Source organism: Arthrobacter ramosus, assembly GCF_039535095.1.
GTDB lineage: Bacteria > Actinomycetota > Actinomycetes > Actinomycetales > Micrococcaceae > Arthrobacter > Arthrobacter ramosus.
Map to the genome: position 1 here is coordinate 2,409,800 of NZ_BAAAWN010000001.1, position 15,243 is coordinate 2,425,042.

The window sequence follows — 15,243 nt, forward strand, 5'->3', positions numbered from 1 at the left end:
CCGGGGGCCCGCAAAGCTTGCTATTGATGCCGTCGGATGTAGGATTCCGGATCCAGGTCGTGGCCAGTGATCCCTCCCGCGTGGCCCGCTTCGAAGGCGCAGAAGGCCAATCCGATCGCGTGCCGGAGGTCCAAGCTGGCATGGAGACGAAAATCGCTCAGTCCCTCGCGCTCTTCCTCCGCCATGTGGTCACCATTCACTTCATTCACCTGCGCCACCGCGCGCCACCATTCCGCAGAGCCGGTTTCGTGGGCGCCTACGGTTGTGATCGCGTACCGGATCTCGTTGTGGTCATGAATCGCGTCGCTCGTCTCGTCCTCCGGCGAGTCCTTGCCGCCGGCTCCCTCGCCCAACGAAAGCAACTCCGGATAGAACAACAGCTCTTCAGCCCTCGCATGGACCTCGAGGAGGATGCGCAGCCGGGACCAGACCGCATCGAGGTCCGAAGCCGACGCGTCATGCATCTCGTCCAGGACCGCAAACATACGACGCTGCTCGTGATGATCGTTGAGAATCACATCGGTTATATCCATAGCCTGTTCCTTTCAGCACCGTTCAGATAATCCTGACTGCATGCCAGGTAAGGTCGGGAATTCCTTGGATGGGCCAGATGGAACGACGACGCGCGCCCATTTCAGTAAGTATACTTACCATATTCTACTGCGCCCGAAACTCCCGGCCTCACCTGCGGGGAATCAGCGCAGCAGAGTTTTTCAAGGCACGAGCCGTCGAACCAAGCCGGTCGAGAAACTCACCCGGACCGGGCCTCGCCGGCCTGGGACCGGACACGAATTCAATCGCAAGCAAGGTCTCCTGGATCCGGCCAGGCGATGCTTGATAAGCAGGACCTGAGCAACAAGTCGACAAAGGGATGACCATCATGACCTCGAACAACGCGACACCCGAAATACCCGATCCGCAGCCCGACGGCCCCCCGCCCTCTGCAACCACCTCCCCGCCAACCGGCGCACCGCAGGGCACTTCCGCTGCCCCAAAACCTAGAACCACCCGTGCCGGAGTTGTTTGGGCCGCAGTCGTCGTTGCCTTGCTCGCGCTGATATTGCTGATCATCTTCATCCTGCAGAACCAGCAGCCAGTCAACGTCTTTTTCCTCGGGCTAGCGGGCACGGTCTCCTTGGGCATGGCGTTGTTCATTGCGGCAGTCGCCGGAGGCGTTCTGGTAGCCGCAGCTGGTGCGGCAAGGATCATTCAGCTCCGGTCCGACGCCCGCAAAATACGAAGAACACAACCCAAGTCGAATTCAGCCTGAGTCCCGGCGCACGATCAGATCCAGGAAAGCCGGAGGTAAAGTGGATTCCGGATGAATTGAGGACAAGGGTGGCAGAAGACCAGCCGTTGGATCAGGCCCATGATCCCTCCCACGAGCTTGCCGGTGCCCGGGTGCAGCGGGTGTTCTACATCATCAATGCCGGGCCGTTCGTTTCATCTCCGGAATTCAGCACCAGAGACCAGGCCGTGGCGTATGCACGTGAACGAAGTGCGTCCGGTGAGTTCGGGGACGTGGTTCCCGCGGCGGTTGAGGTCGAAGTCCGTGCCGAATACCGGCTCAGCTCCGGCAGGACCACCCAACGCGCAGTGGAAACATTCACTATCACCGCCTGACCCCCCGTGGCTGCGGTGCCGGGAGGACCGGCAGTGGTGCCGGCCGCCGTCGGACTCCTTGGTCCGGAAAGAGATGTTCCCGCCCGGGATCCCATTCCTCTGGACGGGTAGGGCCGGTCGCGCCTAGGCTGGTGGTGTTGCCCCGGACCCCGGCAGCGCGTCATCAGCGCACCGAGGAGGCAGCCACTTGCCCTTGACCAACCAGCCTTCACCGTCCGTGCCCGCGGTCACGATCCCGCCCCGACCGGCCCCGCCCAGGACCCGGATCAACAAGGTCACCAGCAGCTATGCGGGCCTCCTGAAAACCGTCCGGGACGCCGGGATGCTCCGGCGGTGCCGACGCTACTACCTCCTCCTGCTGGCGATCCTGGTAGTGGTGGGGACGGGGATCTGGGTGGCGTTCTTCCTCCTGGGCAACTCCTGGCTTCAGCTGGCCGTAGCAGGCGCCCTCGGCGTCGTCTTCACACAATTCGCCTTCCTCGGCCATGAAGCTGCCCATCAGCAAGTGTTTGCGTCCCGGCCCGCGAACGAGTGGACTGCACGGCTCATTGCCACCCTGGTTGTAGGCATGAGTTACGCGTACTGGACCGACAAGCACTCACGGCACCACGCCCGACCGAACATGGTCAATCAAGACCCGGACATTGCACAGGGTGCCGTCATCTTCCACAACGAACTGCCAAGCAGGCGCGGAAGACTCGGCCGGGCCCTCGGCAAGCACCAAGGCTACGTGCTCTTCCCTCTGCTCTTGTTCCTCGGATGGACGCTGCATATTGACTCGTTGAAGTACTTGCTCCGGCGGGGGCCGGTGAAGTACCGGTGGCTTGAAATGGCCCTGCTGGGTCTGCGCTTCGGAGCCTACGCCGGCCTGCTTTTCCTCGTCCTCTCCCCCGCCATCGCCGTTGCATTCATCGTCGTGCAGATCGCCGTGTTCGGAATGTACATGGGCGGAAGTTTCGCGCCGAATCACAAGGGGATGCCGATCCTGCCCGAAAACAGCCGGGTGGACTTCCTGACGCGCCAGGTGGTCACGTCCCGCAACATCGCCGGGGGACGATTCGTCACCTTGCTCATGGGCGGCCTTAACCACCAGATAGAACACCACTTGTTCCCGGATATGCCCCGCCCGCACCTGCGAGAGGTCCGCCAACTGGTCAAGGCCCACTGCGATGCCGAGGGGATCGCCTACACCGAAACGGGGCTGCTGCACTCGTACGCAATAGTGATCCGCTACCTCAACAAGGTCGGACTCACGGCAGCGAACCCGTTCACCTGTCCCCTCGCGGACCAATACCGGCGATAACCGGCGCACACGCGGACCGGATCACCCTCAAGGAAAGCGTCACGTTGCCACTCAGGCAACAGTCTTCCGATGACCTAACACAGAGCCGTCAGGAAGACCACGATGCTTGCCTCTCGCCGCGGAAGGAGGCGAGACCTACTGTGGAGCTATGGACGCCACAGGAGCTCACGCCTTTGCGATTCCGCCGGTATCAGTTCACCGCCCCACGACTGCAGTTGAAGACGTCGTCACTCTCGTGACCGGCGTCTGGCTTCTCACCGGAACCTATGTTGACGGCTGGGCGCATAACAACCTCCGTGACCTCGAGACGTTCTTCACTCCGTGGCACGCGATCCTCTACTCTGGCTTCGCGGCGTGCGCCCTCTGGATCGCCGCCCTGACTTGGCGCCGGCGCGCGCCCGGCGCGCGGTCGAGGGAAGCGATCCCCGCCGGCTATGGGGCCGCGGCAGCCGGGGTCGTCCTCTTCCTCATCTCCGGGGCGGCAGACTTCGCCTGGCATTCGGTGTTCGGCATTGAGCAGGGCCTCAAGGCGCTATTCAGCCCCTCCCATCTGGGGCTCGCCACCGGCGGCTTCCTCATTCTCAGCGCGCCGTTCTCCTCAGCATGGCACTCACCCCAGCGGTCATGGCCGCGGCTGGTGCCCGCCGTCGTGAGCGCCATGCTCTCCGGGATGGTTGCGGCGTTCATCCTGCAGGAGTTCGCGGTCTTCGCACGCCATGGGCTCATCCAGACATACACCGGCACTGCCGGGACGCCGCCCGCGGTGACGATTCCGACGTCGTCGAGCATCATGGTCTCTTTGGCATCGTTCTTCGTCTCAACGGCCGTGCTCTTCGTGCCCGTCCTCTTGCTGTCGCTGCGCTGGCGCCTGTACGCCGTGGTACCCGCGGCCATGGCACTGCTCCCCTCCGTAGCACTGCAGATCATGGTCGCGCTGCGGGACGCCTGGCTCGTGCCGGTGGCCCTCATCGGTGCTGTCCTTGTTGGAGTGGTGTGGGCGGTGGTGCGACCCAAGCCGGACCGTCACGCAAGGCTCATGACCGCGATAGGCCTCTCCCCCGTCGTGTTCTGGGCCCCGTACTTCGCCGGTGTGGCGCTCCACGACGGCGCACTTAGCTTCTCCCCTGAACTTTGGGGCGGGACGCTCGCATGGACCGGACTCGAAATGCTCGCCTTCGCCGCGCTCACGGTCAAGGTGCGAGCCACAACAGGCACCAGCCCAGTTTCACCAGCCCGCTGACTTGTCAGCTGCGCCAATCATGTTGCAGGGCTGATGTCCCCTCACTGACGGAGTTCGAGAGCGTCAAGCAGTCGCTTCACCGAGCCGCCGAGGTTCCACTCGGTAGCGAGACGCTCGAGCTCAGTGCGCGAGTCTCCGACGACGGGATGCAAGCGCGCTCCGGCCTCTTCGAGAGTGGGCAGTGCGAGGTCGCTCACGACTTTCACAACAACGGGCGCAACCGTCAGATAATCCTTGGAGGCGGCCAGTTTCGACCTCACGGGCGCGGACAGCCCGCTGTCTGGATCGATCGCGGCCGCGAGCAACGCGTCGAGCGTGCCGTACGTCGCGAGCAACGACGCCGCCGTCTTTTCGCCGATCCCTGCGACGCCCGGCAGCCCGTCGGAGGCGTCGCCGCGGAGCGTCGCGAAGTCGGCGTACTGCTCGGGCAACACACGATACTTGCCGACGACGACGGCGTCGGTCACGATCTCGAGGTTCTTCATGCCTCTCGCCGTGTAGATGACCCGCACCTGGCGGGCGTCGTCGACCACCTGGAACAGATCGCGGTCGCCTGTCACGACGTCGACAGGAAGCTCCGCGTGACTGGCGTAGGCCCCGATGACGTCGTCGGCTTCATGCGAGGCAGCCCCGACGACGGCGATACCCGCAAGACGGAGGACCTGCCGGATCATGGGAACCTGCACCTGCAGCGCATCCGGCACCACTTCGACGTCGGGAGCACCCTCTACCGCCTCGGCGACCCGATGCGACTTGTACGTCGGGATGAGGTCCACCCGCCACTGCGGACGCCAGTCCTCGTCCCAGCACGCCACCAGATGTGTCGCCCCATAGTCGGTGGCGAGCCGCGCGATCATGTCCAGCAGGCCACGAACGGCGTTCACCGGCGTGCCATCGGCCCGGCGGATCGAATCGGGCACGCCGAAGTAGGCGCGAAAGTATAGCGAGGCCGTATCGAGGAGCATCAGGCGGTGAGTCATAACCGATCCTTACATCCACAGCCCCACAAAGGGCAGGTGCTTTCCGGTTTCCCGGAGAAGCACCTGCCCCCTGTGAAGACGTGTTACTTCTTGGCGCGGCGGCGAATGACCGCTGTCGATGCTGCGCTGGCGGCCAGAGCGCCTGCGCCGACAAGCGACCAGAGGACCAGGTTGGACTCGGCATTCGTACTGGCGTCGCCGCTGGCGGCGCCGGCGGCGGTGACGCTGGAAACAGCAGCAAGACCGGAATTGCCCTTGCCGTTGCCGCCGCCGTGTTTGCCGCCGCCGTCGTTGTTGCCTCCGCCGTTGCCGGAATTCACAACCACGGCTGCCCAGCGCTTGTTGCCGGACGTGGCGCCGACCGCGCCGAGCATGTAGTTGCCGCCGTCCATGAAAGTAATGGAGGTGGAGAAAGCGCCGGTACCGTCAGCGATGACGCTGAAGTTCGACGGAGCGGGCCGCCCGCCGTCCGGAGCCTTCTTGCCGCCGGTCCGCTGGAACGTGATGTTGATGGTTTCGCCGGCGATGTAGCCGCTGCCGGAGAAAGTGATGGATTCGCCGCGAGCTATGGTGCCGTCGGAAACGGTTCCGTACTCACTTCTTCATTTGTCCCCCCTGAGACGAATTACGGAATTCACGTGATGGTGGGGATACAAATCCCCTGCGATTGCGTGCTGAAATCCCAAATGTCTAGCCAGCGACGACGGTATCATTCACCGCCGTTTAGGTCGATAACGCGGTGGGGCAGTCGATCATTTTTTCTCCTTGACCGCTATTTGTGTCGTGTCGCGCTGGGTGGCGGCCCAGCTGGCGAGGACTTTCAGGGCATCCTCGGAGGGTGTCCCGGGGTCCGCCGTGTAGACGTTGATACGCAGTCCACGGTCTGCGGGGAGTTCCAACGCTTCAAAGCTAAGATCCAGGTCGCCGACGATCGGGTGGTGGAGGCGCTTGCGGCCGGCGCGGTGGTACTTCACATCGTGACGGGCCCAGCGGGTGCGGAACTCTTCGCTGCGGGTGGAGAGTTCACCGATCAGGTCCGTGAGGTCCTTGTCGTACGGGTTCTTCCCGGCTGTGGAGCGCAGGACCGCGACGATGTCATCCGCTGCGCGTTCCCAGTCGGCGAAGAACTCCCGCGCTTTCGGGTTCAGGAAGGTGAAGCGTGCGCTGTTCGGCGGGGCGGGCACCTCTGCCATCATGTCCAGATAGAGGACGCGGCCCAGTTCGTTGGCGGCGAGGACATCCCCGCGGTCGTTGCGGACCCAAGCCGGTGCAGCCGTGATCGCCTCGATGACGCGTTGCACGCTCGGCCGCACTGTCTGCGGGCTGTGCCGGCGTCGCACCCGGAGCGAAGCGGAGGCTGCGCGAGCCAAGTCAAAGAGGTGGGCCGTTTCGGCGTCGTCGAGCTTCAACGCACGCCCGAGGGCTTCAAGGACACTGTCCGAGGCACCGGAGAGGTTCCCCCGCTCAAGGCGTATGTAATAGTCGATGCTCATCCCGGCGAGCATCGCCACTTCCTCGCGGCGCAGCCCGGTAACCCGCCGGTTGCCGCCGTAGGCCGGCAGCCCCGCCTCATCCGGTGTGATCCTTGCCCGGCGGGAGGTCAGGAACTTCCGCACGTCGTCGCTGTGTGTCATGGCATCCACGCTACGCGCGGTCGACGGGACGAGGGAGGCACTGGCATTACCCGGAACGGCCGTGACTCCCGGCCCGCACGGAATCAAGGTTGCATTGAAAGCATGAAACCTGAACCCGCAACAGCCTCCCATCCGGGAGCGATCCTCGCGATCATCCTCCTCAGCTACTTCATGATCCTCCTGGACAACTCGGTCATCTTCACTGCCCTGCCGAGCCTGCAGGCAGATCTGCGGCTGAGCACCGGTGAGCTCTCCTGGGTTCAGGATGCGTACACGCTGGTCTTCGGCGGCCTGCTGCTCCTCGGAGCCCGGGCAGGAGACCTGCTCGGCCGCCGGCGGGTATTCGTGTCCGGGCTGGTGGTGTTCTCGATCGCGTCGCTGCTGATCGGCGTCGCGCCGGCGGGCTGGTGGGCGATCGCCGGTCGCGCCGTGCAGGGTATCGGGGCGGCGATCGTCGCGCCCGCTTCACTCGCCCTGCTCACCGCGAGCTTCCCGGAAGGCCGTGAGCGCACCCGGGCCGTGGCCTTGTACGCCCGCCGACCTGGCAGCCCGCCGCACCAGGACACCCCGGGAGCCCGCCGCTGCGCCGCAGCTCGAAGCCGCCCGCTGAAGCTCCCGACCGCCCACTTGAAAGGGGTACTGACATGCACTCCCACATCTCCACACATCTGCATACCGTGAAAAGCATGGACATGGAACTTACTCTCAATAACGGCGTCACGATGCCCGCCATCGGGCTCGGCGTCTTCCAAAGCGCTCCCGAGCAGACGACGGCGGCCGTCGAGGCCGCGCTTGCCACCGGCTACCGGCACATCGACACCGCCGCCGCGTACGGCAACGAGCGGGAAGTCGGCGACGGCATCCGCCGTTCCGGCCTGGACCGCTCCGAGGTCTTCATCGAGACCAAGGTCTGGGTCAGCGACTACGGCTACGACCAGACCCTGCACGCGTGGGACAAAGCGACAGGCAAGCTCGGCGTCGACTACCTTGACCTGCTCATCCTGCACCAGCCAGCCCCGGACCGCTTCGAAAAAACCATCGCGGCATACAAGGCGCTGGAGGCCCTGCTCGCCGACGGGCGGGTGCGGGCGATCGGCGTCAGCAACTTCATGCCGCACCACCTGAGGCAGTTGCTCGACGCGACCAACGTCGTCCCGGCCGTGAACCAGATCGAACTGCACCCCTACTTCGCCCAGCCGGACGTACAGGCTGCCGACGCCGAACACGGGATCCTCACCCAGGCCTGGTCGCCGATCGGAGGGATCACCTTCTACCCCGGCTGGGGCGAAGAGCGGCGGAATGTCATGGAAGACCCGGCCATTGCCGCCATCGCAGGGACCCACGGCAAGAGTCCGGCCCAGGTCATGCTCCGCTGGCACCTCCAGCAGGGCCGCTCAGCCATCCCGAAATCGACCAACCCGTCCCGCATCGCCGAAAACTTCGACGTCTTTGACTTCGAGCTCAGCACCGACGAACTCGCCGCCATCGACGCGCTCGACACCGGCAATCGCAACGGACCGGACCCGGACCAAGCCCGGCCGGAGCGCTTTGCCATGGTCATCCCCGAAGCCTGAGACCCCAAGACCTGAGACAAAGAGAAGGAACAGCATGGAATACCGATCCCTTGGCCGCACAGGCGTGCAGCTCAGTCCCTTGTGCCTTGGCGCGATGATGTTTGGCCCCTGGGGCAACAACGACACCGCCGACTCCATTCGCATCATCCACCGCGCCATCGACGCCGGCATCAACTTCATCGACACCGCCGACGTCTACTCCGGCGGGGTATCCGAGGAGATCGTCGGGCAGGCACTGGAAGGCCGCCGCGAGGACGTGTTCCTTGCTACCAAGTTCTTCATGCCCATGAGCGAGGATCCCAACCAGCGCGGCGGCTCCCGTCGCTGGATCATCCGCGAGGTCGAAAACTCCCTCCGCCGCCTGGACACCGATTACATCGACCTCTACCAGGTCCATCGGCCCAGCCCGGACACCGACGTCGAGGAAACCCTCGGCGCCCTCACCGACCTCGTCCGCCAAGGCAAGGTCCGCTACATCGGCTCCTCCTCCTACTCCGGATCCCAGATCGTGGAAGCCCAGTGGGCATCCCGGGAACGGAACCTGGAGAGGTTCGTCACTGAGCAAGCGCCGTATTCGATCCTGGTCCGCGGCATCGAAGAAGACATACTTCCAACGGCGCAACGCCACGGCATGGGCACCCTGACCTACAGTCCGCTCAGTGGCGGTTGGCTTTCAGGACGCTGGCGCAAAAACTCCGCTTCCACCCCCACCTCATCCGCGCGTCCGAATGCCCGCTTCGACATGAGCAGCCCGGCGAACCAGCGAAAACTCGACATCGTCGAAGAACTCGCCCAGCTCGCTGAACAATCCGGTATGACGCTCATCGAGCTGGCCATCGCGTTCGTGATCAACCACCCCGGCGTCACCGCCGCCATCGTCGGACCGCGCACCATGGAACAACTCGAATCGTACCTGCCCGCCGCGGACATCACCCTGAGCACCGACGTGCTGGACCGCATCGACCAGCTCGTCGCACCAGGCGTCACCGTCAACCCCGACGACACCAGCTACGGAGCCCACGAACTGACATCGCTGGCACGACGGCGGTGATGTGTATGACCCTGCACGATCGTAGAAACGGCTGCTTCAGAGGCCGCCGAGAAGGGGCCGAACCGCCCCTCAACGGCCCACCGGGTTTCTTCTTCTATCAAATCGGCGTTGATCCGTGCGCCGGTCATCACGCCCTCGGCCGCGGCGGTGATTACTTGGGCCATCAAATTTGAGACATTGCCCGCTGCATACACGCCCTGGACGGCAGTGGCACCCGTAGCATCGGTCTCGATAAACCGCCCCACGCCCATGGGGTGCACCTGGGTACTTAGCCCGAGTGATTCCAGCAGCGCGGACCTGGCCTCCATCCGTGTACCGACAGCCAAGGCCTGTAAGTCGAACGAGGAGCCCTGGCGGAGCGTGAGACCCGTGAGGACCCCGTTGACAGCGTCCACTGAGGCCACTGCGCCGTCGACGACTGTTACGGACCGGGCACTGAGCTTGTCCCACTCTTCCTCGGTGGGTTCCACGGTGTCATTGAGGAAAAGGGTGATATTCGGGGACCACTGTCTGAACAACAGTGCCTGATGAACGGACATCGGACCGGTGCCCAGCACCCCGATCCGTTTCCCGCGGATTTCCCAGCCATGGCAGTAGGGGCAGTGCACAACACCGTTTCCCCACTGCTCCTGCAGCCCGTCGATGGGAGGCAATCCGTCGGTCAAACCAGTGGTGACCAGGAGGCGCCTGCCGGAGAACCGGCGGGCATCTCCGAGCATCACCTCGAATCCATCGGTGGTCCGCCGTGCCGAAACGGCTTCGCCGTCAATGACCGTTCCTCCGTAGGAGAGCACTTCGCTGCGTCCGATGGACAGGAGTTCCCGGGGGTTCATACCGTCCCTCGAAAGATAACCGTGCACGCCCGTCGCGGGTGCGTTGCGTGGCGCTCCGGAATCGATGACCAGCACCGAGCGCAGCGCGCGGCTCAGCGTCGTGGCCGCGCTGAGCCCCGCAGCGCCGCCCCCGATAATCACAACGTCATACCGTGTGGTGTCCATAATGACTTGCCCTTCGTCGTGTCCTGAAAGTCCGCCGTCAGTGTCCTTGGGTGGTACCACCAGCTTTCATCCCATGCGGCAAAGATGGCAAACCAGGTTGCTGTTATGGCAAACTGCGGGTATGGCAAATGAGCTTGATGATGTTCTCGGGGCTGTCGGGCCCCGGCTTCGGGCACTCCGGACGGAGCGGGATCTCACCCTCGGAGAGGTGTCCTCTGCATCCGGAGTGTCGGTGAGTACCCTGTCCCGCCTGGAATCCGGCCAACGCAGGCCAAACCTCGAAATTCTGCTGCCCCTAGCGAGGTTGTACGGTGTTCCTCTTGATGATCTGGTGGGCGCCCCGCCCACCGGGGATCCGAGAATTCACCTGCGTCCGATCACCCATGGCGGCATGACGGCTGTTCCCCTCACGCGCCGGCCGGGTGGTTTGCAGGCCTTCAAGATGGTGCTCGCCGGTGATGCCCGCGGCGCCGAGCCCGATCCGCGAGTTCACGAAGGCTACGAATGGCTCTACATCCTCAACGGACGGCTGCGACTGGTGCTGGGCGACAATGACTTTGAACTCCGTGCCGGCGAAGCCGCGGAATTCGACACCCGCACACCGCACTGGTTCGCCAGCGCCGACGGGAAACCCGTCGAATTCATCAGTTTGTTTGGACAGCAGGGCGAACGGATGCACGTACGCGCCCGCCCCAAGCCCGCATAGCGACAGAGGCGCGGTCCGCCAGGCAGTCGCTCTCCGAAACCTTCACCGAGCTGATTCTCCCCGCCGGAGATAATGGCAGTGCTCAGAGCCATTCATCGCGCCGCCCCTTAGTTTACAAATGCTAAACATAGGTTGCACACTGCGGCTACAAACGGTGCGCCTGCCTAGACAGCAGGTAGCTCGACCGTGCAAACGCACATATTCAGGTTGATCATGGTCCCCTAGTCTCTATTCGAATGTTGTGCAGTTCACAATGTGCGCGGCTGCCATCACTGGCGGCGGTCGGCTCCCACAGGGGCCGACTCCAGTTCAAGGAAAGATGGATTTTGACCACCTCAACAACGGGCCCAGCCCAAAGCGGCGGACTTGAAGTCCGCTCTATCGACTACGTCCCGTTGGACGAGCGCCACGGAAAAGTCTCCAGTATCGGGCCACTGTGGTTCATGAGCAACGCGCAGATCGCCACGCTGGCAGTGGGGCTCATCGGCGTCACCACGGGCGGGAATCTGGTCTGGTCCCTGATCGCGATCGCCGTCGGCGTGCTCGTCGGGACGCTCTTCATGGCGGCCCACTCCTCGCAGGGGCCTCAACTGGGCCTGCCTCAAATGATCCAGTCCCGCCCGCAATTCGGATACGTCGGCGCCCTGCTGGTCTGGCTTTTCGCCTACCTCCAGTACGCCGGCTTCAACATCTTCAACACGGTGCTGGCCGGGCAGGCCATCGCAGGCTCCGTTCACGTCGGTTCGGACAACCTATGGTTCTGGGTCGTGACGGTTGTCGCCGTCGTCGTCGCCCTTTTCGGGTACGACCTGATCCACCGCTTCGAGCGCTACCTGACCTACCTCACGATCGCAATGCTGGCGCTGCTGACCATAGCGGCACTCACCAAGCTCGACCTACCTGCCGGTGCGCTCAACCTCGGCGACTTCCAGCCGGTACCCTTCCTCGCCCAGTTGGGTGTTGCCGCGGGATACCAGATTTCCTGGGCGATCTACGTTTCAGACTACTCGCGGTACCTGCCCCCGAGCGCCGCGCGCCGAACCTTCAACTACACCTTCTGGGGCAGCGCGCTCGGCGGAATTTGGGTGATGTTCCTCGGAGCGTTCATCGCTTCTTCCGCGGGCAAGGACTTCGACACCATCGGGTCTATCCAGGCGACGGCGGACAAGCTCTTCGGCGGCTTCGGCTCGATCGCGCTTTTCATCGCTGCCCTCGGCCTCGTCTCCGTCACTGCGCTGAACATGTACGGTGGCTCGCTGACACTCATCTCCTCGATCGACAGCCTCCGGAAGATCAAGCCGACCCTCAAGCTGCGGATCGTCACCATCGCGATCACCGCCGCCATCTCCGTGGTCCTCGCCAACGTCGCCTCCGACGACTTCCTGGCCAACTTCAACGACTTCCTGCTGCTGGTGCTGTACTTCTTCATCCCCTGGACCGCAGTGAATCTCATGGACTACTTCGTTGTCAGGAAGGGCCACTACGCGATCGCCGAGATCTTCAAGCCCAACGGCATCTACGGCCGCTGGGGATGGGCCGGCATTATCTCCTACCTCGTCGGTTTCGCGGTGATGGTTCCCTTCTTCTCCGCAGGAAAGCTCTTCGTCGGTCCCGTGGCCCAGGCGATGAGCGGTGCAGACATCTCCCTGTTCATCGGGCTGCCCGTCGCGGCCGTCCTCTACTGGCTGCTCGCGCGTAAGACAAATGTTGCGGCCGAGACCGAGCTTGCAGAAGCTGAAGAAGCAGACCTCGACATCGCCGCGCACGAGCACGCGATGCCGTAGCACCACGGCCCGCTGACGAACGACGGCGCCGCGCCCCACCGAGGCGAGCGGCGCCGTCGTCGTCGTGACCCGGCCGCTGGGCTGTTTGGCGTGTCACCGATCATGGCTCGGGATTTCTGCTGAAGTCGGGGCCAGGCTTGGCCAGCGCCAAGAAGGGGTCGGAAACGCCGCAGCTTCATTTATCGTTCGCGCCGCTACACCGAGTCCCGCGGGGCGTTCGCGGACCTGAGCTCGCCTTCGAGACGCCGGTTGTCGGCCTCGAGGAGCAGGACCATCCGGATGCCCGCGAGGTTCAATCCCAAGTCCAGAAGCTCTCCGATCCGGCGCAATGTCACCAGATCGTCCTCGCTGTACTGGCGGGTCCCGCCCAGGGTCCTGCCCGGTTCCAGCAAGCCCTTGCGTTCATACAGGCGCAGGTTCTGCTGTCCCGTCCCCACCAGCTCGGCCGCAACGGAAATCGCGTAGACACCCCTCCCCCGGTCCTCGGCCTGGCCCATCGAGTCCCTCCAAATCTTTCCAAAATAAGGCTTGCCCCGACCTACTCGCAGTGCTATAAGAAATATATACCAGCCGCCATAGATCGGCTGGGTTGACAACAAGAAAGCTGCGATCTGCAAGGAGTGACACACCATGCTGATGCGAACCGATCCGTTCCGTGAATTCGACCGGCTGGCCGAACAAGTGCTCGGCACCACAGCCCGGCCGGCGGCCATGCCGATGGACGCCTGGCAGGAAGGCGAGGACTTCGTGGTCGCCTTCGACCTCCCCGGAGTCACCGTCGACTCCGTAGACATCGACGTCGAACGCAACGTGCTGACCGTCAAGGCCGAGCGCCCGGACCCCGTCGGCGAGGGCACGGAAATGATTGCCTCCGAACGCCCCCGCGGCGTCTTCAGCCGCCAGCTCATCCTCGGGGATGCGCTGGACACGAACGGGGTCAAGGCAAGCTACGACGCCGGAGTCCTGACCCTGCGGATCCCGGTGGCGGAAAAAGCAAAGCCGCGCCGCATCGAAATTGAAACCGCCGGAAAACAGCGCCAGGAAATCAGCGCCTGACCATCGGCGCAGCCTCCCGGACCGGGAGCACCTCAGCGGCCCGTCATACAGAGAGGGCGGTCGAGTTCACAGACCACGCCACAGCGCAGCCAGCGCAAGGATGACGAGGGCCCGAGGATGACTCCCGCAACGATGGTCCCCGGTTGAACGGACCGGGGACCATCCCCGTCCCCCACCCACGAGAACGCGGCACGGCCACGATCAAGAGCAACGGCCCCGATCCTTACGACATCCTGCATATCGCCACGACCGCCACCGCGCGTGAGGTGGCCCACGCCTACCGCACGCTCATCCGCGGCCGGCACCCGGACACCCGGCCTGCCCGCGAACACCACCACGGCCCCGGCCCAGCGGCGGTGGATCTGCAGGAAGAGCTCCAGGAGCTCCGCGACATCATGGCCGCCTACGCCATCCTCGGCAACCCGGAAAAGCGGGCGGCCTACGACCGGGAGCACCCGCGTCCGGCCGCACGCCCCAAGCCCCGGCGACCGGACGGCTCCCCCGCGAGGACACCCGGGCAGCTTCTTCCTGCCGCCTCGCTGCTGATCGGACCGGTCGTCTGGGAGTCGCCCGGCGGACGGTCCCCTGGAATGCCGGACCGGCAAGGTTCATATCCTCCAACCGGCTACACGCTGATCCGCTGGATCCGGCGCTGAGGGCCGAAAACCACGCAATCGCAAGGAGCCTCCATGAGTGCCTGGCGCCCGTATGACAACCAATTGATGCCGGCGTTCTACGAACGCTTCGAAAAACGATGGGGCAAAGGAACAGCGCCGTTCCTGGACCCCGAAACCCACGAACAACCCATGCCCCGGGCCCAATGGATCAACCCGGACACCGGCGCCGCCTTAGCGGTCGTGCCCATCTGGACCGAGGACCCCCAGCACCGCTCGTTCGGGGTCTTCTACCTGCCCCCCGGCCGGCGACATCTGGGTCCTGCGGCCCGGCTACACGAACTACCTCGAAACCGACATCAGGAATGCCGAGCAAGCCACCCTGCGCAACGACGCATTCCGAAAAGCCGTCGCTCACGCCAAAGAGTTCATCTACGGAACCCTGCCCTGAATACCGTGCTAGACAATACCCGGACTGCAAGGCCAATCACCCGGACTACGCCATGACCCCTCCACAGATCAGCCAGTTCCTCCAGGACAGCATCATCAGGGATGACACGAACGATTCAGCACTTGACGCCGACGTGTTCTACGGGCTCTACGTGAGCTGGTGCTCCCTGAACCGCAAAGTCCCCCTGGAGCAGGAGGTCACGGCCCGGCCGACCGGGATGACCGACCGG

The 15,243-nt window shown here is 64.1% G+C and carries 17 protein-coding genes and 1 pseudogene; 12 read left to right on the top strand and 6 right to left on the bottom strand.

Going from position 1 to position 15,243, the window contains the following annotated elements:
* Positions 1-20: 20 nt before the first annotated feature.
* On the bottom strand, positions 21-533 hold the full coding sequence (locus ABD742_RS11220; protein WP_234753607.1) for a hemerythrin domain-containing protein: 513 nt from the start codon (positions 531-533) through the stop codon (positions 21-23).
* A gap of 347 nt (positions 534-880) precedes the next feature.
* Between ABD742_RS11220 and ABD742_RS11225 the strand changes: the two genes are divergently transcribed.
* The 4 genes from ABD742_RS11225 (at position 881) to ABD742_RS11240 (ending at position 4,166) form a co-directional block, all read left to right on the top strand.
* Positions 881-1,270: a lipopolysaccharide assembly protein LapA domain-containing protein gene (locus ABD742_RS11225; protein WP_234753602.1), complete on the top strand. Its 390-nt coding sequence runs from the start codon at positions 881-883 to the stop codon at positions 1,268-1,270.
* A gap of 68 nt (positions 1,271-1,338) precedes the next feature.
* A complete protein-coding gene (locus tag ABD742_RS11230) occupies positions 1,339-1,623 on the top strand; it encodes a hypothetical protein (RefSeq protein ID WP_234753600.1) in 285 nt (94 codons plus the stop codon).
* A 187-nt stretch (positions 1,624-1,810) separates the two neighbouring features.
* Positions 1,811-2,926, top strand: a complete 1,116-nt coding sequence (locus ABD742_RS11235; protein ID WP_344787939.1) for a fatty acid desaturase family protein — start codon at positions 1,811-1,813, stop codon at positions 2,924-2,926.
* 148 nt (positions 2,927-3,074) lie between these two features.
* A complete protein-coding gene (locus ABD742_RS11240) occupies positions 3,075-4,166 on the top strand; it encodes a hypothetical protein (protein WP_234753598.1) in 1,092 nt (363 codons plus the stop codon).
* Positions 4,167-4,207: 41 nt separating this feature from the next.
* On the opposite strand, the gene ABD742_RS11245 is transcribed toward ABD742_RS11240, so the two are convergent.
* The 3 genes from ABD742_RS11245 to ABD742_RS11255 form a co-directional block, all read right to left on the bottom strand.
* A complete protein-coding gene (locus ABD742_RS11245) occupies positions 4,208-5,146 on the bottom strand; it encodes a 5'-3' exonuclease (RefSeq protein WP_234753596.1) in 939 nt (312 codons plus the stop codon).
* An 83-nt stretch (positions 5,147-5,229) separates the two neighbouring features.
* Positions 5,230-5,538: a hypothetical protein gene (locus tag ABD742_RS11250; protein WP_234753595.1), complete on the bottom strand. Its 309-nt coding sequence runs from the start codon at positions 5,536-5,538 to the stop codon at positions 5,230-5,232.
* A 360-nt stretch (positions 5,539-5,898) separates the two neighbouring features.
* Positions 5,899-6,780, bottom strand: a complete 882-nt coding sequence (locus tag ABD742_RS11255) for a helix-turn-helix transcriptional regulator (RefSeq protein ID WP_234753594.1) — start codon at positions 6,778-6,780, stop codon at positions 5,899-5,901.
* A 102-nt stretch (positions 6,781-6,882) separates the two neighbouring features.
* Between ABD742_RS11255 and ABD742_RS11260 the strand changes: the two genes are divergently transcribed.
* From ABD742_RS11260 to ABD742_RS11270, 3 genes are read left to right on the top strand one after another with little or no spacing between them, the layout of a single operon-like run.
* Positions 6,883-7,461: an MFS transporter gene (locus ABD742_RS11260; RefSeq protein WP_234753593.1), complete on the top strand. Its 579-nt coding sequence runs from the start codon at positions 6,883-6,885 to the stop codon at positions 7,459-7,461.
* A gap of 11 nt (positions 7,462-7,472) precedes the next feature.
* The gene (locus ABD742_RS11265) at positions 7,473-8,354 is read left to right on the top strand and encodes an aldo/keto reductase (RefSeq protein WP_234753634.1); all 882 of its coding nucleotides are present in this window, start codon (positions 7,473-7,475) and stop codon (positions 8,352-8,354) included.
* Between the two features lie 34 nt (positions 8,355-8,388).
* Positions 8,389-9,405 (top strand): aldo/keto reductase, encoded by a 1,017-nt coding sequence (locus ABD742_RS11270; RefSeq protein WP_234753592.1) that lies wholly within the window; start codon positions 8,389-8,391, stop codon positions 9,403-9,405.
* Here the strand turns inward: ABD742_RS11270 and ABD742_RS11275 are convergent.
* On the bottom strand, positions 9,363-10,403 hold the full coding sequence (locus ABD742_RS11275) for an NAD(P)/FAD-dependent oxidoreductase (RefSeq protein WP_234753591.1): 1,041 nt from the start codon (positions 10,401-10,403) through the stop codon (positions 9,363-9,365). The genes ABD742_RS11270 and ABD742_RS11275 overlap by 43 nt on opposite strands.
* 121 nt (positions 10,404-10,524) lie before the next feature.
* On the opposite strand from ABD742_RS11275, the gene ABD742_RS11280 reads away from it, so the two are divergent.
* Both ABD742_RS11280 and ABD742_RS11285 read left to right on the top strand, forming a co-directional pair.
* Complete coding sequence (locus ABD742_RS11280; protein WP_234753589.1) at positions 10,525-11,109, top strand: helix-turn-helix domain-containing protein; 585 nt, start codon at positions 10,525-10,527, stop codon at positions 11,107-11,109.
* A gap of 326 nt (positions 11,110-11,435) precedes the next feature.
* A complete protein-coding gene (locus tag ABD742_RS11285; protein ID WP_234753587.1) occupies positions 11,436-12,893 on the top strand; it encodes a purine-cytosine permease family protein in 1,458 nt (485 codons plus the stop codon).
* Between the two features lie 194 nt (positions 12,894-13,087).
* Here the strand turns inward: ABD742_RS11285 and ABD742_RS11290 are convergent, their stop codons facing one another.
* A complete protein-coding gene (locus ABD742_RS11290) occupies positions 13,088-13,390 on the bottom strand; it encodes a MerR family transcriptional regulator (RefSeq protein ID WP_234753584.1) in 303 nt (100 codons plus the stop codon).
* Positions 13,391-13,523: 133 nt separating this feature from the next.
* On the opposite strand from ABD742_RS11290, the gene ABD742_RS11295 reads away from it, so the two are divergent.
* The 3 genes and pseudogenes from ABD742_RS11295 to ABD742_RS11305 all read left to right on the top strand — a co-directional run bounded on the left by ABD742_RS11295 (position 13,524) and on the right by ABD742_RS11305 (position 15,014).
* Positions 13,524-13,949: an Hsp20/alpha crystallin family protein gene (locus tag ABD742_RS11295; protein ID WP_234753582.1), complete on the top strand. Its 426-nt coding sequence runs from the start codon at positions 13,524-13,526 to the stop codon at positions 13,947-13,949.
* 143 nt (positions 13,950-14,092) lie between these two features.
* The gene (locus ABD742_RS11300) at positions 14,093-14,605 is read left to right on the top strand and encodes a J domain-containing protein (RefSeq protein ID WP_234753579.1); all 513 of its coding nucleotides are present in this window, start codon (positions 14,093-14,095) and stop codon (positions 14,603-14,605) included.
* Positions 14,606-14,638: 33 nt separating this feature from the next.
* Positions 14,639-15,014 (top strand): annotated as a pseudogene (locus ABD742_RS11305) (hypothetical protein).
* Positions 15,015-15,243: the final 229 nt, after the last annotated feature.